Source organism: Bifidobacterium catenulatum subsp. kashiwanohense JCM 15439 = DSM 21854, assembly GCF_001042615.1.
GTDB lineage: Bacteria > Actinomycetota > Actinomycetes > Actinomycetales > Bifidobacteriaceae > Bifidobacterium > Bifidobacterium catenulatum.
This window is the reverse complement of sequence record NZ_AP012327.1, coordinates 1,100,987-1,124,911: the sequence shown is the minus strand read 5'-3', so window position 1 is coordinate 1,124,911 and position 23,925 is coordinate 1,100,987. Positions and strand designations below refer to the sequence as shown.

Here is a 23,925-nt window from a genome sequence, read left to right as displayed (position 1 = left end):
CACCGGTTTCCCGGTGCGGGCCACAAACAGCCAATCATCAATCAGTGCTGAATAGGCGGCAACGATGCACAACCATCTACGCATGTGCCGATGCCGTGTCCGCCGTTGAGGTTTGGTCTTGTGGTGGAGGCAGAGCCGCCGGTCGAACCGGAACCGGAGTTCGAACCGGATCCGCCCGATGTGGTGCCTCGGTATGCGTTGGAGCCACCTGTGCCTGTGCGCCTGTACGTGTTGCCGGAGTACGACGAGCCGCCGCTGTAGGTGGATTGGGCTTGCGCCTGAGCCGCAGCGGCAGCGGCAGCTGCGGCGGCGGCTTGCGCATCCGCGTCCGTCTTGGCCTGGACGCTCGCGTTCACGCCGTTGATGGCATCCTCCAGCGTTTTGTGCGCCTTGTCGATTTTCGTGGCGTCGTTCGCGTCCTTGAGCTTGTTCGCCGCGTCAATCGCATTGGTCAGGGTCTCGCGGGTGGCGTTGTCTTGCACCTTGCCATCCGAATCCGTGAGCAGTTTCGATGCCTCGTCCAGCTTCGCCTTGAGGTTCGCCTTCGCGTCATCCAGCCTCTTCGAGTCCTTGGATTCGGTGACGGCCTTCACCGCCTTCGATAGGCTCTTCTCGTGGGCCTTGTACCAGTCGGCCTGTTCGCCCAGCTTCACGGTGGCGGCATCCAGTCCTTGCGCGTTTTCGGCCACGCAGCCCTCGTATTCGGGTGCCGAGGCCTTGAGCTCCTTGCCCAAGGATTCGACGGTCTTCGAGTCCTTGACCTGTTCGGCCTTGATGGCGGCGGCATCGGCGGCATCGCCGTTGAGCAGCGCGTTGTATTCGTTGGCATTGTTGCGCACGCCGTCGGCGGCGGTGGCGCACGCCTCCTTCGCTTCCGCGAGCTTCGCGCCACGGTACATGTTCCAGCCGACGACTCCCGCCACGACCAGCACAACCGCGCAGACGACGGCGATCAGGGGCAGCAGCCACTTCGGCCGCCTCCTTCCGTCCACGCCGCCACGGGCCTCCGCAACGTTTGCGGCAGCGGTTTCGACGGGTTCGAGGGCTTCCGTTTTGTCGATCTCGTTCTCGGGGTTCATTGTCGTTCTCCTTGTTTTGATTGTCGTCTCAATTTCGTCTCTCATCGCAGCGTCTCCCGCGCGATGTCGAGCAGCCGCCCGTCACGGCCGGGTTGGGCGTCCGCTGTGTGGGAGAGCCAGTCCTGATCGACGTCGAGGGTCAGGTCATCGAAGGCCTGTTGCCCGTCGTCGCGGCCCAGCAGGCCGCGTAGCCTGAACGTCTCGTTCATGTGCTGTCCGTCCCATTCGATGCGCCGGGCGTACAGCAGGAAATCCAGAGTAAGGAACCCCGGCCCGGCCTTGTCCACCTGCACGTACCGGGAGCGCGCCGGCGCGAGCCTCACCTGCGGCACGCCTTTCAGCCGTTCGTGCAACGGACTGCCCGGCACGATGTAGCGTTTGACCAGGTTCTGTCCGCCGGCCGCGAAGAACAGCATCTGCGGCAGATTGCCGTAGGTCGCGTCGTAATAGCGCCATCCCTGGTCGTCCCGCCATCTGCGAAGCATGTCACGGGCGGCCCCCGGCCCCAGATGGATGCCGGAGAACCGTTCCCACGCCAGCGTCACCCGGTCGAACTCGCCGCGCATGAGACCATACAGGGCCCGCCCGGTCGGATCCTTCGAATGACGTCTCGCTCGGGTGTCCGTCCGATGGTTCGGATCCGCATACGGGCAGTGCAGGTAGGCGTCCTCGTCGTAGCGGCACAGGCCCGGCACGTCGCCCCGGTGGTGCCGCCCGTAGGGCCGGCGCGCACGGCTTTCCTCCTGCCGGCGGAACAGACCGACGATCTGGATGGGATTGTCGCACAGCGGGCACACCGCGTAGTAGGACGGCCCCGTGTCGCCGTCACGACGCCACGGGGCCACGCCGCCGGTGCACCCCATGTATGACTCCTGGCTGATCACGATGCTTTCCGCCCTTCCCGGCCATGCCTTGAACACATCCATAGTCGGCCCCCCTCGCCGCGCATCGTCGTCATTGATACCTCCTGTTGATATTAACCCACCAATCCGCCGGCAGCTCGGGCACCGCGCCCTCGCGTTCGGCGAACGCGAGGCACGCGAGCACCGTGCGCAATCCCAACGGGAACTCCCGCCGTCCCTGACGCATCAGGAACGTCCAGTCCTCCACGCAGTCCTCGCAATCCGAATGATCCATGATCCCGCGACGGGCCAGCACGGCCCGCTCCTCGATGTCATCCGTCATCATCCACTCCTTCTTCCGTCTTGCTTCGCCTCGGCCCTTGCATCCGCCGCGTCGAGGGGCGGGCAGTCATGTTCGATCCATGCCGTGAGCATGTCGCGGATGGTGGTGCCGCGTCGCACGGCCTCGGCCTTGAACCGTTTCTTGAGCATGGGGTCGAGCTCCACCGTGATCTTGGGCAGCTTGACCGGTTTCTTGTAGTCTGTGAGCGTCGATGCCAGCATGTTCCTGGTGGTCATCGGCTTGTTGATCTCCATGATGTCGTTCCTTTCCGTGTTCCCGTATCCACGGGTTTGCGTGGATACGGGATTGCGGGTTTTCGGTTTTGCGGGTGTCATGCGGCGAATGCGTCGCTGAGTTCCCTGGCGATCAGTCCGTAGCCCGAAGCGGACGGGAACCGCCCCTCGTCCGATGCGAGGCGCATGGCCTCCTTGTACGGGATGGTCTCTTGGCATCGGGCCAGTCCGTTCTCGGCCAGGAACTCCTCGGCGTGCCTGAGGCTGCGCGTGCCGTAGCGGGTCTGGGTCAACAACACCGAGGAGGGCTTGTTGATCTGCCGGATGGTCTCCAGCATGCGTTCCAGGTCGATGGGTCCGGTGGTGGTGACGAGCAGCACGAGGTCGGCCGCGTCCACCGCCGCCTCCACCAGATCGGTCTGCAAGGGAGGTGTGTCGATCAGCACCCATTCCTCCTCGGCGGGTGCGGCGACGGTGAAACGGTTGACCACCTCCACCGGGAACGGCAGGGGCCGGCCGGCCGATTCGGCCTTGTGCGCCCACAGGGTCGCCGCGCCGGACGGGTCGGCGTCACGTACCGTCACCGTGCGGCCGAGGCGAGTGAGCGCTTCGGCGGTGCCGATGGCGCTGGTGGTCTTTCCCACCCCGCCCTTGAGGTTGACGAAGGCCACGGTTTTCGTGTTCGTGTTCATTTTGCATTGTTCCTTTCACTGGTTTTCCGGCTTCCCGTGTCCACGGGTGGCCGGTTTCCTGTAAATACGGGTTTCCGTGATGATTCGGCCTCATGGGCCGGATCGGTGGTTTCGGTTGGTCGGAATGTTGGTTTATTGGTTTGCCGTTTTGCTTTCGGGAGTGGGAATGCGCCCCTCGGCGAGGTGCCGTTTGGCGGCGTTGATGACCGTGCCGGTCATGTCGGGGGATGCGTCCCAGCGGCGGCGTTCGCCGTTCCTGGCGGTGGCCTCGAACCTGACGGCCACGTACTGTTCCCGACAGTCGCCGGCATCGATGGTGATGGTGGCGGGCATGGCCGTTATCACGCCGCCAAGCGCATACACCTCCAATCGTTTGATGGTCCTGGCCGTTCCGTCCTTGGAGGGCGACGGCGCGAACTCGCGGCCGAACCTGGCCTCCGGGATCGCGCCGCGCGCCGCGTTCTCGATCACGTTCGCCAGCTTTGCGGACAGCGTCTTCATCGTTCGCCTCCTTCGTTTGCCGCGTCGATGACCGCCACCACCACGTGACGTTCCCAGTCCTCGCGTGATGCAAAGGCTTCGCCGCAGTTGCACACGTACTCGCCGTGTCCCTTGGCCGTGTCGAAGAAGCAGGAGGGCGCGCAGTCCGCGGTGTGGAAGGCAAATTCGGCACGGGCCCGTTCCAGTCCCGCGACCGTCTCCTTTTCGACGGCGGCGGGATCGACGCCCTTCAGCGCCTGGCTGAGATTGCGGCGCGCCTGGCCGGCGGTCATGCCTGTGTAGGACAGCACGTATGGCTCGGGGCTGAAGCAGGTGACTTTCAGACTGCATTCATGCAATGCTTCCACGCTCATGGTTTTTTCCTTTCAATGGTTTTCCGGCTTCCCGTGTCCACGGGTGCACGGTTCCACGGTTTGCCGCGTATACGGGTTTCCGGAATGGTTCGTCCTTATGGGGCCGGACCGGTTATCTGTATCGGATTGTCTTCAGAAGAGGGTGTCCTGCAAGGGCGGGGTGTGTGTGGCGGCGGCCGGGGCCTTCGCCTTGCCGGTCGAGCGTGTGGTGGCGCGCCATCGTTGCTGGCGTGCGTTGCGCTGCTCGGTCTTGCGGCGTTTGCATTCGCGTTCGCGTGCCGCCGCCACGATCTCGGGGTTCTCGCGGATGTACCGGGCGAGCCGCCGTTCGGCGGTCGGGTCGTCGGGGTCGAACCGGAATCCGGCCTCCTGCGCGGTCTTCAGCACCTGGCGTCGGGCCCTCAACGGCAGTCCGCCGTAGATGCCGTACTGGTCCCGGACCATGATGCCGAACGCGAGGCATTCGGCCCTGACCGGGCAGGCCTCGCAGATCCGCACCGCCGCGCGGCGCAGCTCGTATTGGGTTCGCTGGTTGGGCAGGTCGTCGGGCCCCCACATGCGGTCCGACCACGAGTCGGGGAAATCCGCGCATTCGCCTTTCAGGAACATGCCGGCACCTCCTTCGGCCCACGGCCGCCGATGAAGCCGACACGTCCGGATGCCGGCCCGGTCTCGGCCGGCTTCCGCTGCCCGAAGCCGTCGTCCTTCTCCCTGGATTCCGCGTCCAGGAAGGCGCGGCCCGCCCGCAATGCCTCCAGCACTGCATTGCGTTCGCCTTCGGCATCGTTCGCGGGGACGCGCTTCAGCAGCCGGCGCAGGGTGCGTGGTGCCTCGAACCCGTCATTGCCCGCATCGAAGTCGTAAGGGTCGAGCAGTTTCCACACGCGCCGGTCCAGGTTGTCGGGGATGCCGTAGTTCGGCACCTTCGGCGTGGATTCCGCGCTCGGCGTCTGCGCTGTTTCGCCCTTGTCGGCGAGGATGCCGTGTTCGGCGAGCAGGCGACGCCCGTGGGGGTCGTCGGCCATCTGGAGGCATACCTGGTCCCAGTGCCGTGCGAGGGAGCGGGGGCCGGTGAGCGTGCGACGCCAGAAACCGTCATACGGTTTGCCGGAAGCGTCGCCCTTGTCGGTCTTGGAAGGCGGCAGCGACGCCCATTCGGTCACGGCCAGCACCAGCGGCATGCCGTGGCGGGCGATCAGCCGTCGGGCGGCGTCGAGTTCGCGTTTGCCGGGCCGGGCCAACGGTTCGGGCACCGGCATCGACGGCATGGCGCGCAGCCCGTCCGCCATCGTGCGGCACACCGCCTCCGCGTCGGAACCGGCCCCGGCGGATTCGCTGCTTGGGGGTTCGGCTCCGGCGGCGTCGGCCCATGAACCGTCCTCGCGGATTCCGTCATCGTCCGGGGAGGTCTCTCCGCTTGCGGGGAGATGCCCCGTAGGGGCAGAGGGGTTATTACGTACTAGGGACGTACTGTGGCTCACCAGGTGAGCTGGGGGTGGGGTCACAGCTGTGAACCGTGGTTCACCCGTGAGCTGGGGTTTTCCCGTGTCCCCGTCGCCATAACCACGGTCCACATGTGAGCCGGGGTTTCCCTTCGCCCTGTTTTCCGTGGAAGGCCGTCCGCCTCGGGTCGAGTCGATGTCGTTCGAGTCGAAGAAGTCGGGGTCGAGCTCCAGACGGTTCCCTAGGCACAGGTCCCACACGACGGGCCGGTGCCACTCGCTGAAATGCCCGGCCTGGCGTTGGTCGCCGCGACGGATCAGCCCGTTCGCTTCCAGCCATGACAGGTGGCGTTTGACCGTGCTCACGCTGCACTTGCACCACGCGGCCAGCTTCCTGTGCGTCGGATGCGCGTTGCGCCCCTCGTCGTCGGCCACGTTCGCCAGACACATCAGCACGCGAGCGGCACCGTTGTGCCTGGCGTCCACGGGCGCGAACCTGAGCGCCCAATCGACCGCGTTCACGCTCATGCGGCACCCCCTCGGCGGGAGTCTTGCAGACGTGCGCGCAGCATGGGCACGCGCGGCACGGGAACGTCGAGCATCATCGACAGGTAGAAGTCGTGGCTGCCGTCCGACGGGCAGGCCGCCAACAGGCCCGAAACGGACCCATGGGGCGGGAAGCCGCCATGACGCCCGGCACGCTCAAGCGTTTCATGCGCTCTCATGGCTCTCCTCACTCACGGAACCGGCCGACTCCTCACGCCAACGGGCCTCAAGCATGTCGCGGCGCGTGGCCGCGCGGCACAGGGCGAACGTCAGCAGATAGGACGCGGCGAAAACGAAAACGACGGCGATCACGAGTATGAGGTGCATCATCGGCCCGCCCCCATTGATCGCGCGAGGGAGGCCAGCAGACGGACCACGAGAAGCACGATGCCGACGGCCAGACGCAGGAACGGCAACAGCAGACCGAAACAGGCCACCGCAAGCACCACGAACAGCAGGATCACCAATTCCACCACTCATCACCCCCGCTCACCGAAGGATGCCTGAGCATCGAGAACGCCGCGTCATCGCCGCTGAGGGCCTCCACGTCGCGCATCAACGCGTCGATCTCGTCGGACACCATGCCCGCACCGGCCTCGTAGCCGCGATTGAACACGCAATCCGACGGACCGCCATGGATCAGGCCACGGTTCACCGTCCGCGCGGGCGACGAAGCGTTCCGCACGTCACGAAGCGCGTCACGCCGGCCGATCAGATAGGCGACCGCCATGACCTCCCTCACGGTCATCGACGCATCCACGGACAGGGACAACAGGGACATATAGTCCCGGAAATTCGAGCGCTCCTCGTTATCGAGGGAACGCGCGCCAACGGTCATGGTCATTGCCTCACCTCCGCGTGAAGGGACCAGAAAGCGAAATCCCAGGCATCACGCGAGTTACGGTCGCACCAGCAACCCACACAAGCCAGGCCGCAGGCCACCGGCACCAAAGCGAATCCCGGCAGAAGCAGATTCCTCGCGGCAAGCAGAATCGCCAGAAAAACCACGCACGACAACGCGGCCAGCGTCCAAGCGGCAAGACCCGCCAGCTCGTAGCGCCGGGCAGAACGCCGCCAATACAGGGATTCGGAAAATGTAGACGCCATGCACCGCGAACCATTCACGGGGGCGTTACCATCAAAATCAGAAGTCGGCACAGCGACTTCGGTTACACTAGACATTTGTGCAGCCTCCATAATCTAAAAGGCAATGCGAACGATTCAAAAGTTTGGCGACTCGGGAATCGTTCAACATTGGATGTGTTGCATACGCCCGGTTTCGATGCTCCAAATCGAGACTGGGCTTTTCCTTTATCAGACAGACACCTCCTCGTGATCACGAACAGATTCAGCAAACTTGGCTTCATAGGGAACCAAGTCCTGAACAAAATCTGACGAGAGACCGTAAACATCTCGTAGACGGCGACAATCGTCGAATTGCCAGCAGGTCTTCAGGTTGACCTTCTGGCTGATGCTTGGCTGAGATTGATTCAGCTGCTTAGCGAGCTGGGCATACGATATGCCATGCTCTCTGAGCCATCGCTTCATATTCGACATATTAGCTTCCTTCAACTGCTTAGCTTATCTAAGCAGAACCATACTACTTAGCTTGACTAAGCGCAAACGAAGCCCTATACTGCGTGTTAAGACTATTATCCTTAGCAATTTAGGGGAGAATATTATGACGATGGTTGACCCCGTACTCGTCGCCAGCCAGTTTGACGAGGATGAAGCAGAGGCAATTCTGCGATACAACATCCGCAAGTATTTAAAGGCAAATCGAGTATCCCAGAACTCCCTTATGAATGTGCTCAACATCACATCAGGAGCTGTCTCTCAGCTCATGACAGGCCGCACGCATTTCAAATATGGACAAGTTGCAGCAATTGCCAACTATTTGCATGTGTCTATGGACGATCTTTCAAACGCGACACAGTTCAATGAGGATAGAAACTTCCTTGAGCGCATGAAGAAAGAATACTCAGGCAGCAAAAAGGCCTCGAATCAATCCGAGGCCTTCAATGAGCTCCTGCGGCTGGGCTTGAACCAGCGACCGTCCGATTAACAGTCGGATGCTCTGCCAACTGAGCTACGCAGGAATGCACTGTGCACAAGATGAAGATATTACACCAAAACTTGTGGATTGCAAATCTTCAGCGTGTCACATGTGTGTTTCGGGTTGCAAAACGTTTCCACACGACGATTTCGCCCCAATCTCACATGGAGATCTTCGTCAACGGCATGGCCGAATCGATGGCGAAGTCGGGGTGTGACGGAGCCACTCCAGCTTCGACTAGGTTGACGCCCAGCATGGCTACCATGGCGCCGTTGTCGGTGCACAGTTTGAGCTGCGGCACACGCACCTCTACCCCATGCTCGACTCCGACTTCCAACAGTTTGGCGCGAAGCTGCGAATTCGCGGAGAAGCCACCTCCTACAATCAACGTCTTCGAATCGTACTGCTCGCAGCCGCGCATCGCCTTCTTGGCGAGCACGGTCGCCACGGAATCCGCCAACGACGCGCACACGTCATCAACGGGAATCTCATTGCCTTGCGCCTGCTGTTCCTCGATCCAACGCGCGACGGCCGTTTTCACGCCGGAGAAACTGAAATCGTACGGATGCTGCTGGCCCGCTTTGCCTTGGGTGAGCCCTTGCGGAACTTTGATGGCATGTGGGTCACCCAATTGCGCATGACGGTCGATATGCGGACCGCCCGGATATGGGAAGCCCAGCAGGCGGGCGATCTTGTCGAAGCATTCGCCGGCTGCATCATCAAGCGTGGTGCCGACCACGTCAATATGGCGCGCGACATCCTCAACATGCAGCAGGGACGTGTGTCCGCCGGACACGATCAAGGCGAGCGTGTCTTCGGGAAACGGGCCGAACTGCAGCTGCGTGACCGCAATATGCCCGATCACATGGTTGATGCCGTAAATTGGCTTGTTCGCCGCCCAGGCAAGAGATTTCGCGCCGGACACGCCAACGGCGAGGCATCCAGCAAGTCCAGGACCCGCGGACACGGCGATCGCATCGACGTCAGACAACGTCATGTTCGCGTCGGCCAACGCCTTGGAAACGCATGGCACGAACGCTTCGGCGTGGGCGCGTGACGCAATTTCTGGAATCACACCCCCGTAACGCGCGTGCTCATCCATGGAGGATGCGACGACGTTGGAAATCAGGGTGCGCCCCTGCACTACCGCGGCCGCGGTCTCGTCGCAGGTGGACTCGATGCCGAGTACAATTGGTTCGCTCATTGCTGCTCCGTTTACTGCTTTGCTTACTGTTCCGTTTAGTTGTTCTGTTTTATTGTTCCGTTGCTGCGAAGCCGACGATCCTCGGCTTAAGTTCAAGGCTCATGGTGTACGCGTCGATGCCTTCGGGCTGGTAGTAGCGTTTACGCAAGCCCATTCTGGCAAAACCGAACCGTTCGTACAACGCTAAGGCCGGAGTATTGTCGACGCGCACTTCAAGCAACATGCGTTGCGCCCCCTGCTCGCGCGCCCGCGCAATCAACGCTTCCATCAATGAAGCCGCGATTCCCTGACGTTGAAACTGCCTACCGACGCCGATCGTCATGATCTCAGCATCGTCGCCGTCATACCAGAAACCGGCATACCCGCGCACGACAGGCTGTTTTTCGGCAGTATCGGCCGCAGCCGATTCATCGACAACTGGCCCGTCTGCTGCAGCGCAATCCACAATCCCGCAATCATCAATATCGAACAGATACGTGCGTGCCGGCGCGCGGAATTCCTGACGGATCGACTGCTCGCTCCACGCTCCCCTGCTGAACAGGTCAGCTTCCAAAGCGGCCATCTGTGGCACAACGATTTCCTCGTCGATGTTCGTATGGTCAACGATCATGCCGTACCATCACTCCGTACGTTCTGCACCGGCATGGTTGAGCACATGCTTCAACGGGTTCGGCACCGACACGTCCGGCCTGCGCAGATACAACGGTTCGATCGGCTCCGGATTCGCCAAAGACTGTTGCGAAGTGGCGAAGGCCGCGAAACGCTCCAGTCCAGACGTGCCCTCGTCAAGCAGCGCATGGTCGCTCACCATGCCGCCTTCGGGAAGACTTGCCCACGATTGCGCGTATTTCGCCGCTCCATGGCCGATGACATCGACCACATATTCCACGTTCGTATCTGACTGACGAAGCTGTTCCAGCACTTCGTTAACACGGTTCACGATCGATTCGGGATAGTCGATATCCATGTCAATCAGGGTTTTCGCACAGCTGTTTTCAACGTTTGCATCATGGTCTTCGCCTGCGCTGCCACCGACCTCATAGCCGCTGCCATCTAACAATGTGAAATACAGCTGCTTGCGTCGCGCATCGTTCACGGCGAGCGTCAGATGATGGCGGCCATCATGCTCCGCGTTGCGTACGAGCACCTGCGGGGAAAGCACATTCTGCCCGATGAGCCGCGCACCGGTGGCGAAGGCGAGCGCTTTGGCTGCGACGATTCCCGCGCGCAGTCCGGTGAAGGGTGCAGGTCCGATGCCGACGATGATACGGTCGATGTTTTCCGGTTTGAGGCCGGCTTGTTCGACGGTTGTGGCGATGTTCACCTGTAGTTTTTCGACGTGGGTGCGTGAGTCGGTTTCAACGATGGGGTCGTGTCCGACCATGCCGACGGTTGAGCCGTATGAAGTGTCGATCACCAGTGTCTGCATTTTGTGGAAACTCCTTGTGCCAAGCTGGGAACTACTGTACAACCGATGCTGGAATCATGGTTGTTGGCTGTGTTTTAGCGTTTGTTGCGTGCGATGTCGAAGGTTTGCCAGGATTCGCCGACGGGAATGAAGGTTACGGTACGTACGCCGTTGCTGGTGAGTTCGCGGCTGGCCGTATTGGCCGTTGTGCCTGTGCCGGCGGTGTTGAGTGGCCGGTCGATGTGGATTTCGAGGCGTTCCGGTGCGAGCGCGGCAGCCATCTGTTCGCCCCATTCCATGAGGATGATGGTGTTGTCGCTGGGGTCTTCGAGTTCTTCGTCGAGTCCGAGGGATTCGAGTTCGTCGAGTAGGTGTTCGACGGCGTTTTGGCCTGGGGCGTAGGCGTTGCCGCCGAGTCGGTAGGCGTCGACGTGTATGAGGTGGGCGGAGTTGCCGCCTTGGAATTGGCCTTTGAGTTCGCGTGCGATGGTGAAGGTTGGCGAGACGATGGGTTCGCTGATGTTGAGTCCTGCGCCGAAGCCTTGTGCGAAGGTGGTTTTTCCTGCGCCGAGTGGCCCTGAGAGGAGTATGACGTCTCCGCCGTGGGTGAGGTGTGCGACGTGTTTGCCGAGATCGCGCATGGCTTCGCCGGTTGTTGCTTCGACGGTGATGGTTTTGGCGGTGCCGCTGGCCGCGCTGTTGTTGGTGTTGTCCTCGTTCATGTTAGTTGGTTCGTCCTTTGTTGCTGATTAGTTCGATGGATCGTTCCAGCGCGTAGACAGGGTCCGATCCGTTGGTTTTGCTTTGTTCGTCGGCCCATGCGAGCATTTGGATGCATCGTCTCATGCCGTCGGAGGTCCATCCGGAGAGCTGTCTGGTGGCGTTTTTCAGTACCCATGAATTGGTTTTCGCTTCCGCTTCGCTGATGGTGCCGGAGCGTACGGCTGAGGCTTTGGCCATGGTGCGTAGTTTCATGGCGAGCGCTCCGATGAGTGCGATTGGCGCGGTGCCTTGTTCGACCGAGGCGCGCATGGCGATGATGGCGTCGGCTGAGCGTCCGGAGAGTGCGAGGTCGGCCACGCGGAAGCCGTCTACTTGGGGGTTGGCGGTGAGGTATTGGTTGACGCGTTGCAATGTTATGGGATTGTCGTCGAAGTCGAAGCAGAGTTGGCCTGCCATGGCTGCGAGTTCGCCGGTTTTGTCGCCGAGTACGGCTACGAGTTGCTGCGCGGCCATGGGTTCGATGCGTCGGTTGCGTCGTTCGAAGCATTGTATGGTGAAGTTGAGTTTTGCGTCGGCTTTTTTGAGGTCGGCCACAGCTTCTTTGACTGCTCCGGCTTTGGTGAGTTGGTCGATGAGTCGTTTGCCTTTGACGCCGCCTTCATGTTGGCAGATGACGATGCTGGCTTCGGTTGGATTGTTGACGGCTTGCTTGCAGTAGGCAACCATGGTTTCGCCGAGTCTGTCGTCGGCGTTTTGCAGGTTGGATACGATGACGATTGATCGTTCGGATAGGAGTGATGGGCTTACCGCTTCGTCGAAGGCGTAATGATCGGCGTTGGTTGCGTCGAGTTCGATGGTTTCCGCGTCGGGGTGTTTGCATTGCGCTTGGTGGCGCAGGTCGCGTACGGTTTGCTCGTTGAGGTACGGGTCGCCTCCATAGATGAGGTGGAAGGTTGCTGCGGATGGTTTCGGCATAGTATTCAATCTCGCTGTATCGGTGGACAAGATTCATTTGTTCCATTTCATGGTTTTGAGCGCGTTGTGGGTTCGTTCGCCCCATGCTTTCGCCCGTTCGATGGGATTGCGCATGAGGCGTCGGCCCGGCAGGTTTGGTTCCGGTGTTGTGATGCGGGTGAAGAGTGTGCCGGCAAGTCGTGCGGCCGCGTATCCGACGATTTCGACGACGATGATCAGCAGTGCGCCGCCCGCGCCTCCGGTCCATGGAATGGTGGCTCGGTCTCCTGACCCGAGGTTGAGGGCCATGAGTTCCATAATGGCGGTGCCCCAGGAGGCGAGGCTGGCGAATATGAATCCCAGATTGGGTAGTATCCATGAGATGGCGAGGCTGGCGAGTCCGGCAAGTGTGGAAAAGCCCACGAAGGGTGCGATGACCAGATTGGCCGGAATGGAGTAGACGGGCAGTTCTGGTTCGATGAGCACTTGAATCGGCAGGGTGAACAGTTGCGCGGCTATGGTCATGCCCATGGTTTGCGCGATGAACGACGGCATGATCGGCGTGAGCCATGCGCTTAACGGCCCTGCGAACAGTACGATGCCGAGTACGGCTGTGCATGATAATGCGAATCCGAAACTGCGTGACATGTGCGGATTGGCCATGAGCATGCCCAAAGTGGTCCAGTTGAGGGCGGCCAAAGCCTGTGTTCTCCGCCCGAGGAACAGGAAGCCCGCTCCGGCCAAACCCATCAGCAGGGCGCGTGACACCGAATCGGAGGGGAACACACACATTGCCAGCATGATGTATGACATGCCGATGGCGATGGCCGTGACGCGCCTTGGTAGTAGCAGGAACGAGCAGGCGGTGCGCACTATGGTGGCGACGACCGCGAGATGCCCTCCGCTGACTGCCATCAGATGCAGTATGCCCGAACGTTGGAAGGCGTTTTCAAGCAGATTGGCGTATGTGGAATCAATGCCGGTGCCGGTTTTGCCATTGCCGCTGTCTGGAGGAATGTAATCCTGTCCGAGAATGCCTAATGTCAGTCCGGGAACAAGTACTTTCCCTTGGTCGGAAAGCCGTGACGTCTGTTCGAAAAACGCCTGCTGCATCATGTCGATCACGCGCAATGCGGGATTGGGCGCCCGTATGCGTTCCACGGAGGCGATGTCCGTCAGCCATAGCGGCATGGTACCGTATTGCGATATGGCGAGCGTGCCCCGCATCCGGTATTCGCCGCCTTGTTTGAGTGTGCCGCAGTCCGGCCGGTCCGCATAGATGCGCACCCGCATCATGCTTGGTTGCGTGACCTGGCTTGCCGTGATTGTCGAAATCGTCGCATCGATCTGGCAATCATTCGCACGTCTGTTCGAATTCACTGCGGGGGATGTCGTACGTACCAGTGTTACAACGTCGCTTTCGCCGCTTCTGGCCGCGTACGAGGCCGCATCCCTCCATTGCAATACGTCGTAGGTCAACGCGGAAGACGCGCATGCCATCGCCGCGACCACGCATACGATAATGCTGAAATGCCGTGCCGCGACCGCCCGCCGCACGCCAACCGGCAGGCGCAGGATAGGCAATCGCATAAACGGCAATCCCAACAATCCCAATAATGCCAGCAATGGCACAGACAACACTAAAACGAGCGGCAGCATGCCGAGTCTGCCTTCCTGCTCGACGCAGTAGTCGAATCCCGCATGTGCGGCCAGACTCGCCGCCCACCCGCACAGGGTGGCTGGCAGCAGACGCCAATCCCTGCTCCCCTGCTCCCTATTCCGCCATTCGAACGTGTTTCCTCTCATCGTGCGCACACTTGGTCTCGGAATTTCGCCAGCGTTTTCTCGCCGATGCCTTTGACTTCCAACAATTGGTCGACATTGTCGAAACGGCCGATCTGATTGCGGTAGTCGATGATGCGCTGCGCGGTCACCGGGCCTACGCCTTTCAAGGTTTGCAGTTCGTTGGATCCGGCGGTGTTGATATTCAACAGACCGTCAGTCGGATCGGAAGGTTCCGTTGGTTCGGATGTTTGCTTGTTCTGGCCGTTTTGTTCCATGGAAGGCTGCTGGTTTGGTGTTGTTGCCGCGGATGACGCCCCGTCTTTCGTGGTTCCGTTCGCCTGAGATTGTTTGGATTGCGTGATCTGCGTCTGTTGGAGTGCGCTGTAGTGGATGGCCTGTTGCACAAGCATGGTCAGACTTGCACACAGCGCGCATGACAGGGTGAGTATGGCGATGACCGCGTGGATTGGCTGAAAGACGAGTCGTGGACGATCACGTTTGGGCCCGTCCTGTTCCGTCGGCGTGTCGGCAGGTTTGACTCCGGCCAGATCCCGCAATGAGGGTTTCGCAGGCTCCGACGTTTGTTCACGGGATATTTCAGGCGTTGCAGTTGCCGCGATTGCCACAGATGCTTCAGGGATTGCGGGAGGGACATGTTCGCTGCGAATGTTTTGCCCGCGCGCGTTCCTTTCATGCGTTTCGGGCATGCCAAGTCCACGCAGCCGCCGCGTGGCCGGCGATGTGATCTCGGCCTGCCTGTTCCGCCTGTTTGGCGGGGTAATAGTAATGCCCATGCATCCAAATTGGAGGATGCATGGGCATGCTGTCCAGTCGAAACGGCCCCTGTGGTCGGAGGATGCAAGTTATCCACATATTCGGCGTGTCGTCTTCTGCGGGAACGGTTCACATCCTGTTGGAAACCTTGTCAGCGGCCGTTGGTTCCGAAAGTTTTCGAAATATCATTCCGCGGGAACGATGGACACGATCTTCGGAGCCTTGACGATGACCTTGCGCGGTTCCTTGCCGCCCAAACGGTCGGCGACGACTTCCAACGCCATCTTCTCAAGTTCCTTCGGATCGATGTCGGGCGAAACCTCAAGCTTGGCACGAACCTTGCCCTTGATCTGCACGACCGCGGTGACGGTGTCCTGTCCGACATAGCGTTCATCAGCCTTCGGCCATTCGGCGTGTGCCAGCGACTCGCCGTGTCCGAGCTTGTTCCACAGTTCCTCGCAAACGTGCGGGGCAATCGGGGAAAGCATCAGAATCAGCGGTTCAACGGCTGCGCGTGGCACCTCGTTGAGGCTGGTCAAGTGGTTGTTGAGCACGATGAGCTTGGCGATGGCCGTGTTCGGACGCATCGCTTCCATTTCCACGGTCACGTCGGCGATCGTGTTGTTCAGCAGTTTCAGAGTCTTCGTGTCGAGTTCGCCATCGGTGACGTGCACTTCGCCGGTGTTCTCGTCGACGACGTTACGCCACAGGCGCTGCAGGAAACGCATGGATCCGACCACGTTGCGCGTGTTCCACGGGCGGGATTCGGCCAGCGGGCCCATGCCCATCTCATACAGGCGGAAGGTGTCGGCACCGTAGTTCGAGTACATGTCGTCCGGCGTGATGATGTTCTTCAGACTCTTGCCCATCTTGCCGAACTCACGGTTGGCGCGTTCTCCGTTCCAAGTGAAAGTCGGCTCACCATTGGCATCGGCCGGGCCTTCCACCACTTCGGCGGCCGGCACGTACTGGCCACGGTCATCGGTGTAGGCGTACGCCTGGATCATGCCTTGGTTGAACAGTTTGTGGAATGGTTCCGCGGAATCGACGAAACCGAGGTCGAACAGCACCTTGTGCCAGAAACGGGAGTACAGCAAATGCAACACGGCATGTTCCACACCACCGATGTACAGATCCACACCGCCGGACTTGCCGGTGGTCTCATTGTGGTTCGGGCCCATCCAATAGTCAAACTCGCTCTTCTCGACCATGTGTTCGGTGTCGGTCGGGTCGAGGTAGCGCATGTAGTACCAGCAGGAGCCGGCCCAGTTTGGCATCGTGTTGGTGTCGCGATAGTAGGTCTTCTTGCCGTCGCCCAAGTCGAGTTCGACCTTCACCCAATCCTCGTTGCGGCTCAGCGGAGCTTCAGGATTGGATTCGGCGTCTTCCGGATCGAAAGTCTTCGGACTATAGTCCGGCACATCCGGCAGGTTGATCGGCAACTGGTCGTCCGGCAGCAGATGCGGAGTACCGTCCTCGCCATAAACGATTGGGAACGGTTCGCCCCAATAACGCTGACGGCTGAACAGCCAGTCACGCAGACGGTAGCTGACCGTGCCCTTGCCGACACCGGCCTTTTCCAGCCATGCGTTCACCTTGTCGATGGCCTCGTCCACACGAAGGCCGTTGAGGTTCAACGCGTCGCCCTTGGCGCGGGTGGCGTCCACGGAGGAGTTGATGACGATGCCGTCGTGGGAGATGAACGGCGCCTTGCCTTCATAGTTGGCCAGATCGTCGCCGGATTCGGCCAGCGGCTGCACGGTGTAGATGACCGGCAGGCCGAACTTGACCGCGAAATCGTAATCACGCTGGTCGCCACCCGGCACGGCCATGATGGCACCGGTGCCGTAGTCCATGAGCACGTAATCCGCGGTGAACAGCGGCAGCTTGGCTCCGGTGATTGGGTTGATGGCGTACAGGCCGGTGAACAGGCCGGTCTTCTCGCCAGCCTCGTCAACACGGTCCTTGGCGGTCTTGGCTTCCGCAGCCAAGCGGTAGGCCTTCACCGCCTCGACCGGAGTGGCATAGCCGCCCTTCCAGTCTTCCGGAGTCTCGGCCGGCCATTCGGCGGGAACGTCTTCGAGCATGTGATGTTCCGGAGAGACCACGGCGAACGTGGTGCCGAACAGGGTGTCGGGACGGGTGGTGTAGATCTCCATGTCTTTGACGCCGTTCGGGGTTTCGACCTCGAAATGCACGGAAGCGCCGTGGGATTCGCCGATCCAATTTCGCTGCATAAGCTTGACCTTCTCCGGCCAGTCGATGCCATCAAGATCTTCGATCAGACGGTGGCCGTATGCGGTGATGCGCATGGACCATTGGCGCAGCTCGCGCTGGAACACCGGGAAGTTACCGCGTTCGGACTTGCCTTCGGCGGTGACCTCCTCGTTGGCGAGCACCGTGCCCAGGCCCGGGCACCAGTTCACCGGGGACTTGGAGATGTAGGCCAAACGGAAGTCGTTGAGCACGTCAGCCTGCTCGGCTTCGCTCAGGTCTCCCCACTGCTTGCCCGCGAATCCCGGAATCTCACGCTCGCCGGATTCGAACTGCTCCATCAGCGTGCTGATTGGTCGTGCGCAGCCCCTGGAACCAGACGGATTAGTGGCATCCTCGTCGTACCAGGAATCATAGATTCGGGAGAAGATCCACTGGGTCCAACGCACGTAGCCCGGATCGATGGTGGCGAAAGAACGACGGTTGTCGAAGCTCAGGCCCATGCGGTGCAGCTGGCGACGCATGTTGGCGATGTTCTGCTCGGTAGTGATGCGCGGATGCTGGCCGGTCTGGACCGCATACTGCTCGGCCGGCAGGCCGAAGGCGTCATAGCCCATGGCGTGCAGCACGTTCTCGCCCTTCATACGATGGTAGCGGCTGACCACATCGGTGGCAAGGTAGCCCAACGGGTGACCCACATGCAGACCCTTGCCCGACGGATACGGGAACATGTCCATCGCGAAATACGACGGGCGTCCTTCGGCGTTGCGTCCCTTGCCGTCCTTCAGATCGCCATTGACGTTGGCAGCCCAGAAAGTGCCTTCGTCATCCCAAATCTTCTGCCATTTTTCCTCAATGCCCTGAGCCAGATCCGCATTGTAACGGAACGACGGCTCGGCTGGTTCGTTCGACTGCGCCTGCGCGCTTTTCTCAATGTCACTCATAATGCATGAAACTAGCCGCGCAACTGGACACTTCGCAAAGCGTCAATCATTATGCAAGAAGCGTTTCGCAAAGCGTCACGCAAGGTGAGGCCCGTCAGCCTTCCGACGCCGCTGAGCGCGTTATCGCGGGAGGGTTGATCGACATGTCAGGAACGTAGCCAATCGACTGTTTCATCTCGTCCATGGCCTGCTTCCACGAGCCGTCGTCCATCATGGACTGCAATGCGGCGTCGACCTGTTCGGCAAGCGTGGATTGGCCGGGTTTGACCGCGATCGCATACGAGCGTTCGCCGAACGTTTCGCCCACGACCTTAAGGTACCCGCCTCCCCTGTTGGATGCGAGGCCCGCCGCTATGGCGTCGTCGGCCGCAATGGCGTCCGCCTGCCCAATCATCAATGCCGTTTCGCACTGCGGATACGTGTCGCGTTCGCTCACGGTCACATCTTCCGCAAGATTTCGCACGCTATCGGCGGGCATTCCGTCTTTGGCCACACATACCGTTTTTCCGGCAAGATCGTCGATTCCGGTGATGGTTCCCGCACTGTCGGAACGCACCAGCAATGCCGCATGCACGGTCAAATACGGTCCTGCAAGCTCAACCTCACCATCCTGAACGTCATCAGCGGCGAAAGCATCAACCACCATGTCCACAGTGCCGTCTTCAAGCGACGAAACGCGCGTCGACGGCAGCACCTGTTTGAACACGATCTGTTTTTGCGCGAATCCCAACGTGTTCGCCACGTATTGCGCCACGGAAATATCGAAGCCCGAATATTCTCCCCCATGCATAAAACCCAATCCCGGCTGGTCCGCGGCCACGCCAATCGCAATGGTCGGCCCTTGCGCAAGACCATTGGTGACAACGGAAATGGAAGTGCCGCACGCGCTCGTGCCCAATACGACCGAAGCGGCGCATACCAGCGCCGCGATATTTCGTGACAGACGTGACATACGCGCGATTCTACGCGATTCTACTTGAACATGCGTGAACGTGTCAGGAACCAGGTGACAATGGCCGAAACGACCAGCGAGATTCCGATGATCACGGCGAAGCCCCACGGCTTGTCTGTCAACGGCATGCCAAGCATACCCTCCTGGAAGTTCATGCCGTACATCGAGAAGATCAATGTCGGAATCGACAGCGTGATGGAGATAATCGTGAAGATGCGCATCACGTTGTTCAGATTGTTCGACACGATCGACGCGAACGCATCGGTCATGTTGGCTAGAACGCCGCTGTAGATATTGGCCATCTCGATAGCCTGCTTGTTTTCGGTGATGACGTCGTCGAGCAGATCCTCGTCTTCCGGATACTGCTTGATGCGCGGCAGCGTGGTCAGCTTTTCCATCACGATTTCGTTCGACTTAAGCGACGTGGTGAAGTAGACCAACGTCTTGCTCAATTCGAGCAGCATGAGGATTTCACGATTCTGCATGGAATGGCGCAGTTTGAGTTCGAGCTTGTCGCTTTCACGGTCGATGATGCGCAGATACCGCAGATACATGGTGGCGTTGCGGTACAGGATCTGCAGGATGAAACGCGTTTTCATATACGTGTTGAAACCGCGAATCGTGCCTTCCATGAACGGGTGCAGCACCGGAGTGTCCTGCATACAGACGGTGATGATGGCCGACTGCGTGATGATGATCGACAACGGGATGGTCTCGTACCAGTCTCGCCCGCCACGCTCCTCGACGGTTGGAATGTCGACGATGATCATCGTGTAATCGTCTTCCACATCCACACGGGACCGTTCCTCGTCATCAAGCGGGGCGCGCAAGTCGGCAAGATCGACGCCGGTTTCCATGGAAACGTTGGCAAGCTCCACATCGGTCGGATCCGAAAGGCATAACCAGGACCCGTTTTCGGGTTTTTGGATCTGCTCCACCTGGCCGTTAATCGTTCTGAACATTCTCAACATGTCTCTCACCCGCCTTTCGCGCTTTCCAACGTTCTATCGCTGTACGGCAGCCCGAATACAACGTCTCCTACAATCAGTCTTTTGGGACCGTTCTTGGACCATTCGGGCAAACAACCTTATTTAGAATAGTCCAACCTTGGGAGCTAGCCGACCACGAGCCGGAGATTTCATCGAGAATTCATGTTCGCCGCATGCGCCCACAGTGAGCAACGGCCACCGTGGGCTACCGCATGCCACTGCATATCACTGCATGATGGGCTTCCACAACGGCATGTTCGGGCCGCGCAATTCCTTCGGACCGTTCTCCCAGTCCGTAAGCGCGGCGATGGCCGGGCCTTGGTTGAAGGCGTCGAGCTTCCACTGCCATGTGTCAGGTTCGGCGGGGCCACGGCTTGCATCGACGCCCATCCGCGTCCAGAAGGCGTTGCGCATGGCGCCGAGATTGTTGAGATCATCCGGATCCATGTCGAGCAATACGGCGACGGTGGCCACGATCCATGATCCGTGGCCGACGGCGAGCAGCGTGGTTGGCGCGGAATCGCCGGCATGCTTGGCGATGATGCTTCGGATGGCTTGGGCACCACGCTGGCCGGTATGCCGACGGCTTTCGACGCCATGCTTGGTTTCTCCTCCGGTGTGGGCGCGCCATGAATGGTAGTCTTCGGCGTACTGTTCGAGAATCTCCTCACGGGTCATGCCCTCCCATTCGCCGAAGCTGCGTTCGCGCAGACGCGGGTCGAGAGCTACGTCAAGTCCGAGAAGGTCGGCGATGGCGTGGGCGGTCTGTTGGGCGCGGAAAAGGTCCGACGACACGACGACCATGCATCGGCTTGCGGCCGGCGCCTCGTTGATTTCGTTGAGATCGGCGAGATACGCGCCCTCGTACGCGGGTTGGGCAAGTTCGTCATTATGGTCGGCGAGGTGCGCGATTTTCGCCCAATAGTATGTTCTGGCGAGTTCATAAGCGCTTTGGTCGGCCTGCCACCTGCCGACGATGTCGAGGGGAATGTCGATTTGGCCTTGCAGACGTCTTGCGAGATTGTAGGCGGTGCGTCCGTGGCGTAGGAACAATACTTCGTCGATCATGCATCTCATTGTAACTGTGGCGTGCGAGCGCGATGATGATTGCCCATACGGTGGTGAGTGCGAACGCTGTGATGGCGAGTGTTCCGTCGGTGAGGCAGCCTGTTTCGTGCGGGCATTCGTCGTGGTTTGGGATGCGTGTTCCTGTGACGAGGAGTCGGTGTGTGTTGATGCCGTATGGGGTGCAGGTCATGAGCGTGGCTCGATCGGCGGTGTTGTCGTGCTTGTTTATCCAAGTGAAATCGTCGGGGGTGATGGTGCGGATGGTTTGCACTTGGTAGGTGAGGGTTTCACCGAGGGTGGTGATGGTGAATTCATCGCCTTCTCGGGCTTGGTCGAGTTTGGTGAACATGAGTTTGTCGGCGAGGCCTCGGTGTGCGGTGATGACGGTGTGGGTTCCTGCTCCCCCGATTGGCAGGGATGTTCCCGCCCAGTGTCCGGCGCCGAGGGCGAGTGCTTGTTCGCTTGTTCCGTGGCGTATGGGTAGGTTGATGCCGAGTTTTGGGTAGTTGATGGTTGCCATGACGTCGCTGGGTGGGATGACGAGTTGTTGGTTGTATTCGATGAGGGTTTGTGTTGGGGTTTCATATTTTGTCTGGTTGTCGGTTGGGCTGTCTGCCGGATCGTCGGTTTGAGGTTCGGTTCGGTTGGCGAGGCGTGCGTTGTAGAGTTTCGCCTGCCGTTTGCTTTCTTGGATTGCCGTGTCTGTGGTGTTGGCGACGGTGGCTGCGTACGCTTTGACGCTGGCTGCTTGTTGGATGTTGTCTTCGGTGCGCATGATCAGGGGGATGCTGATGATGAGTGCCGTTGCGGTGAGCATGGCGGTTCCCACACACCATCGGATGATGTTGTGTGTTACCGACGTGTTTTTGTGTCGGGGTTTGCCGTGTGTGGGAACCGTCATGTGTTTCCTATCGTTGGATGCCGGTTAGCGGTCGTCGGCTGATTTGCACATGCGCAGCATTACGATGCCTCCTATGAAGAGGAGCGCTGCGATGCTGAAAAGCATGGTCAATCCTGCCGCGCCGGTCAACGGTATTTCGGTGATGGTGCGGATATTGGTGACGACCACGGTGTGGCTGTCACCTTTTTTGATGAGGTTGTTGGGGTCGGATTTGACGTCGATGCTCCACGTCATGGTGGCGTCATCAACGTTGACGGTGACGACCGCGCTGGGCAGCATGAGCGACGAGTAGTTTTGGGGCGCTTGTGTTTCGGTGATGGTGTATTCGCCTTTGAGTCCTTGGATTTTGGTTTCTCCGGCTTCGAACGTGGTGGTGGTTGTGGTGTCGCCGCTGGTGGCGAGGCGGTAGTTGCCGTTGCCGAGTGACACGAGTTTCAAAGGTGTTTTGTCGCTGGTACCTTGGGCGATGGTGAATTTCGCGCCGGTGAGCTTTTGGTTTTTGGCGTCGACCTTGCGCAATGCGATTTCGCCGGTGCAGACTTTGACCTCGTTGCCGGGTTGGTTGTTGTGGTCCTTCCATGCATTGGGGTTGTGGGAGTATTCTAGGTTGATGGAGTTGACGTTGCAGGGGCTTCCGATGACTGCGTTGCCGTTGAGGCGGGCCGTGTAGGTGATGGTGATCGTCGCGCCGACCGGTAGGGCTGCCTTTGATGCGTCCGAGGCGAGGATGTCTCCGTTGATGCCGAACAGCCAGCTGATGGTTTTGCCGTTGACGTTTTCCTTGTAGAACGTGCTTGCCAATGCTTTGCCGCCGACGGTGATTGAAGTGAGCGAACCATAGTCGAGGCCTGTGCCGAGCGTGTCGTTCAACGCGAGATAGTAGTGGTCGTAGCCTGTCCAGTTGGGAATTTTCTGCGTCACGCGGTAGGTCAGATTCTTGCCTATCGCTTCGGATGCGCTGTCTTTCCACGTGCTGCCGACGTTGACTTTTTTATCGGGTGTTTCCACGCTGGATACCTTGTAGATCACCTGTCCGAGTGTCAAGGTCGTGCCACTGGCCGTGCGCAGTTGGCTGATGCCGTTGACCGCGGTGCCGTTCATCATCATGATGGACGCGGTTGTTTTGACGGCGGTTCCGCCGCTTGGCGTGGTTGTTGCCGGCGTACGATCCACGATGGCGTAGATTCCCGGCACGAGCACGTTGTCGGTCGACATGGTGGTTTTGTCTTGGCTGAGCGTGGCGACCGCCGTTCCCTCCTGTTTGGCGAAGTTGGTTTGTTTGGCGAGGCTATTGCAGAAGTTGCGTAGCTTTCCGCTCCACGGATCGCTGCGTGAGTCGGTCAGATTCTTCACCACCCACACCATCGGATCGTTTTTGCCGTTGACGGTGAGGTTCGCGTCGGTGGCTCCGGCTGTTTTGGCCGCCGCGGTGATGTCTGACGTCAATGCTGTGTTCGTGGTCAGATCGTAGCCGACGATCGTGTTGCCGTCCGCGCTTGCCACAGTGTATGTGGCGAGTTGGATGGCGCGGAGATCCTTGCCTTCAAGGCTTTCCCCGTTGCTTGCTTTCACGCTCATGGACTGTTTGACATCCAAATCGGCCAATTGTGGAGCAGCTTGGGCCGTGCTCGGCATGGCGAGGGTCAACATCGCGCCAATGGCGAGGAATGCTGCACATCGGCGATGTATGGTGCGTTGTGTCATGGTTCACCTTCTTTGGTTGTTGGTTGTCGCATAGACGTCTTCGCTTATGCGTGCAGACCAGCATGGCAGAAACCAATATTCACCCGCCATCTCCGTAAGAAAATCTGTGGATAAGTGGATGAGCGAACACTTATCCACACTTATCCACAACCCACGCATGCAGCTGCCGTATAGGAATCCCTGATCGAACCGCTGCGAACGATATGCTGCAGATTCGC

At 59.9% G+C, this 23,925-nt stretch carries 28 protein-coding genes and 1 tRNA gene; all 29 read right to left on the bottom strand.

Features of this window, described 5'->3' with window-relative positions:
- Positions 1–41: 41 nt before the first annotated feature.
- The 29 genes from BBKW_RS04870 to BBKW_RS04740 all read right to left on the bottom strand — a co-directional run bounded on the left by BBKW_RS04870 (position 42) and on the right by BBKW_RS04740 (position 23,707).
- The gene (locus BBKW_RS04870) at positions 42–1,079 is read right to left on the bottom strand and encodes a hypothetical protein (protein WP_034255111.1); all 1,038 of its coding nucleotides are present in this window, start codon (positions 1,077–1,079) and stop codon (positions 42–44) included.
- A gap of 41 nt (positions 1,080–1,120) precedes the next feature.
- On the bottom strand, positions 1,121–2,005 hold the full coding sequence (locus BBKW_RS04865) for a hypothetical protein (RefSeq protein WP_016462866.1): 885 nt from the start codon (positions 2,003–2,005) through the stop codon (positions 1,121–1,123).
- 28 nt (positions 2,006–2,033) lie between these two features.
- Positions 2,034–2,264, bottom strand: a complete 231-nt coding sequence (locus BBKW_RS04860; protein WP_016462865.1) for a hypothetical protein — start codon at positions 2,262–2,264, stop codon at positions 2,034–2,036.
- Positions 2,264–2,518 carry a ribbon-helix-helix protein gene (locus BBKW_RS04855; RefSeq protein WP_033501126.1) on the bottom strand — a complete coding sequence of 85 codons (255 nt, stop codon included), beginning with the start codon at positions 2,516–2,518 and terminating at the stop codon, positions 2,264–2,266. Before BBKW_RS04855 ends, BBKW_RS04860 begins: the two co-directional genes overlap by 1 nt.
- Positions 2,519–2,595: 77 nt before the next feature.
- Entirely contained in the window at positions 2,596–3,189 is a 594-nt protein-coding gene (locus BBKW_RS04850; RefSeq protein ID WP_016462864.1) for a ParA family protein, read from the bottom strand.
- A gap of 132 nt (positions 3,190–3,321) precedes the next feature.
- A complete protein-coding gene (locus BBKW_RS04845; protein ID WP_016462863.1) occupies positions 3,322–3,690 on the bottom strand; it encodes a hypothetical protein in 369 nt (122 codons plus the stop codon).
- Positions 3,687–4,043 carry a hypothetical protein gene (locus BBKW_RS04840; protein WP_016462862.1) on the bottom strand — a complete coding sequence of 119 codons (357 nt, stop codon included), beginning with the start codon at positions 4,041–4,043 and terminating at the stop codon, positions 3,687–3,689. Before BBKW_RS04840 ends, BBKW_RS04845 begins: the two co-directional genes overlap by 4 nt.
- Positions 4,044–4,175: 132 nt before the next feature.
- Positions 4,176–4,652: a WhiB family transcriptional regulator gene (locus tag BBKW_RS04835; RefSeq protein ID WP_007052735.1), complete on the bottom strand. Its 477-nt coding sequence runs from the start codon at positions 4,650–4,652 to the stop codon at positions 4,176–4,178.
- On the bottom strand, positions 4,643–6,013 hold the full coding sequence (locus BBKW_RS04830) for a helix-turn-helix domain-containing protein (RefSeq protein WP_033501127.1): 1,371 nt from the start codon (positions 6,011–6,013) through the stop codon (positions 4,643–4,645). The genes BBKW_RS04835 and BBKW_RS04830 overlap by 10 nt, the downstream gene beginning before the upstream one ends.
- Positions 6,010–6,210: a hypothetical protein gene (locus BBKW_RS04825; protein WP_016462859.1), complete on the bottom strand. Its 201-nt coding sequence runs from the start codon at positions 6,208–6,210 to the stop codon at positions 6,010–6,012. The genes BBKW_RS04830 and BBKW_RS04825 overlap by 4 nt, the downstream gene beginning before the upstream one ends.
- Positions 6,197–6,361, bottom strand: a complete 165-nt coding sequence (locus BBKW_RS10785) for a hypothetical protein (RefSeq protein ID WP_165501538.1) — start codon at positions 6,359–6,361, stop codon at positions 6,197–6,199. Before BBKW_RS10785 ends, BBKW_RS04825 begins: the two co-directional genes overlap by 14 nt.
- A complete protein-coding gene (locus tag BBKW_RS10695) occupies positions 6,358–6,504 on the bottom strand; it encodes a hypothetical protein (RefSeq protein WP_022527636.1) in 147 nt (48 codons plus the stop codon). Before BBKW_RS10695 ends, BBKW_RS10785 begins: the two co-directional genes overlap by 4 nt.
- Positions 6,492–6,875 (bottom strand): hypothetical protein, encoded by a 384-nt coding sequence (locus BBKW_RS10690; RefSeq protein WP_033501128.1) that lies wholly within the window; start codon positions 6,873–6,875, stop codon positions 6,492–6,494. Before BBKW_RS10690 ends, BBKW_RS10695 begins: the two co-directional genes overlap by 13 nt.
- On the bottom strand, positions 6,872–7,213 hold the full coding sequence (locus BBKW_RS04815; RefSeq protein ID WP_033501129.1) for a hypothetical protein: 342 nt from the start codon (positions 7,211–7,213) through the stop codon (positions 6,872–6,874). Before BBKW_RS04815 ends, BBKW_RS10690 begins: the two co-directional genes overlap by 4 nt.
- Positions 7,214–7,345: 132 nt before the next feature.
- Positions 7,346–7,588, bottom strand: coding sequence for a helix-turn-helix domain-containing protein (locus tag BBKW_RS04810; RefSeq protein WP_007054321.1), 243 nt, complete (start codon positions 7,586–7,588; stop codon positions 7,346–7,348).
- A 469-nt stretch (positions 7,589–8,057) separates the two neighbouring features.
- Positions 8,058–8,130, bottom strand: a tRNA-Asn gene (locus BBKW_RS04805).
- A 117-nt stretch (positions 8,131–8,247) separates the two neighbouring features.
- On the bottom strand, positions 8,248–9,291 hold the full coding sequence (tsaD, locus tag BBKW_RS04800) for a tRNA (adenosine(37)-N6)-threonylcarbamoyltransferase complex transferase subunit TsaD (RefSeq protein WP_033501130.1): 1,044 nt from the start codon (positions 9,289–9,291) through the stop codon (positions 8,248–8,250).
- A gap of 49 nt (positions 9,292–9,340) precedes the next feature.
- Positions 9,341–9,901, bottom strand: a complete 561-nt coding sequence (rimI, locus tag BBKW_RS04795; RefSeq protein ID WP_033501131.1) for a ribosomal protein S18-alanine N-acetyltransferase — start codon at positions 9,899–9,901, stop codon at positions 9,341–9,343.
- 9 nt (positions 9,902–9,910) lie between these two features.
- Positions 9,911–10,720 (bottom strand): tRNA (adenosine(37)-N6)-threonylcarbamoyltransferase complex dimerization subunit type 1 TsaB, encoded by an 810-nt coding sequence (gene tsaB / locus BBKW_RS04790; RefSeq protein WP_033501132.1) that lies wholly within the window; start codon positions 10,718–10,720, stop codon positions 9,911–9,913.
- Between the two features lie 74 nt (positions 10,721–10,794).
- Positions 10,795–11,421: a tRNA (adenosine(37)-N6)-threonylcarbamoyltransferase complex ATPase subunit type 1 TsaE gene (tsaE, locus tag BBKW_RS04785; protein ID WP_048349512.1), complete on the bottom strand. Its 627-nt coding sequence runs from the start codon at positions 11,419–11,421 to the stop codon at positions 10,795–10,797.
- 1 nt (position 11,422) lies between these two features.
- Positions 11,423–12,397 (bottom strand): DNA polymerase III subunit delta, encoded by a 975-nt coding sequence (gene holA, locus BBKW_RS04780; protein ID WP_033501133.1) that lies wholly within the window; start codon positions 12,395–12,397, stop codon positions 11,423–11,425.
- 33 nt (positions 12,398–12,430) lie between these two features.
- The gene (locus tag BBKW_RS04775; protein ID WP_033501240.1) at positions 12,431–14,182 is read right to left on the bottom strand and encodes a ComEC/Rec2 family competence protein; all 1,752 of its coding nucleotides are present in this window, start codon (positions 14,180–14,182) and stop codon (positions 12,431–12,433) included.
- Positions 14,179–14,955 (bottom strand): ComEA family DNA-binding protein, encoded by a 777-nt coding sequence (locus tag BBKW_RS10835; protein WP_193786587.1) that lies wholly within the window; start codon positions 14,953–14,955, stop codon positions 14,179–14,181. The genes BBKW_RS04775 and BBKW_RS10835 overlap by 4 nt, the downstream gene beginning before the upstream one ends.
- A 165-nt stretch (positions 14,956–15,120) precedes the next feature.
- Positions 15,121–18,093, bottom strand: a complete 2,973-nt coding sequence (gene leuS, locus BBKW_RS04765; RefSeq protein WP_033501134.1) for a leucine--tRNA ligase — start codon at positions 18,091–18,093, stop codon at positions 15,121–15,123.
- A 94-nt stretch (positions 18,094–18,187) separates the two neighbouring features.
- Complete coding sequence (locus BBKW_RS04760; RefSeq protein WP_033501135.1) at positions 18,188–19,045, bottom strand: transporter substrate-binding domain-containing protein; 858 nt, start codon at positions 19,043–19,045, stop codon at positions 18,188–18,190.
- Positions 19,046–19,065: 20 nt separating this feature from the next.
- Complete coding sequence (locus BBKW_RS04755; protein WP_003834895.1) at positions 19,066–20,016, bottom strand: magnesium transporter CorA family protein; 951 nt, start codon at positions 20,014–20,016, stop codon at positions 19,066–19,068.
- A gap of 243 nt (positions 20,017–20,259) precedes the next feature.
- On the bottom strand, positions 20,260–21,042 hold the full coding sequence (locus BBKW_RS04750) for a histidine phosphatase family protein (protein WP_081962274.1): 783 nt from the start codon (positions 21,040–21,042) through the stop codon (positions 20,260–20,262).
- Complete coding sequence (locus tag BBKW_RS10115) at positions 20,975–21,919, bottom strand: class C sortase (protein WP_228429086.1); 945 nt, start codon at positions 21,917–21,919, stop codon at positions 20,975–20,977. Before BBKW_RS10115 ends, BBKW_RS04750 begins: the two co-directional genes overlap by 68 nt.
- A gap of 108 nt (positions 21,920–22,027) precedes the next feature.
- Entirely contained in the window at positions 22,028–23,707 is a 1,680-nt protein-coding gene (locus tag BBKW_RS04740; protein WP_033501138.1) for an isopeptide-forming domain-containing fimbrial protein, read from the bottom strand.
- Positions 23,708–23,925: the final 218 nt, after the last annotated feature.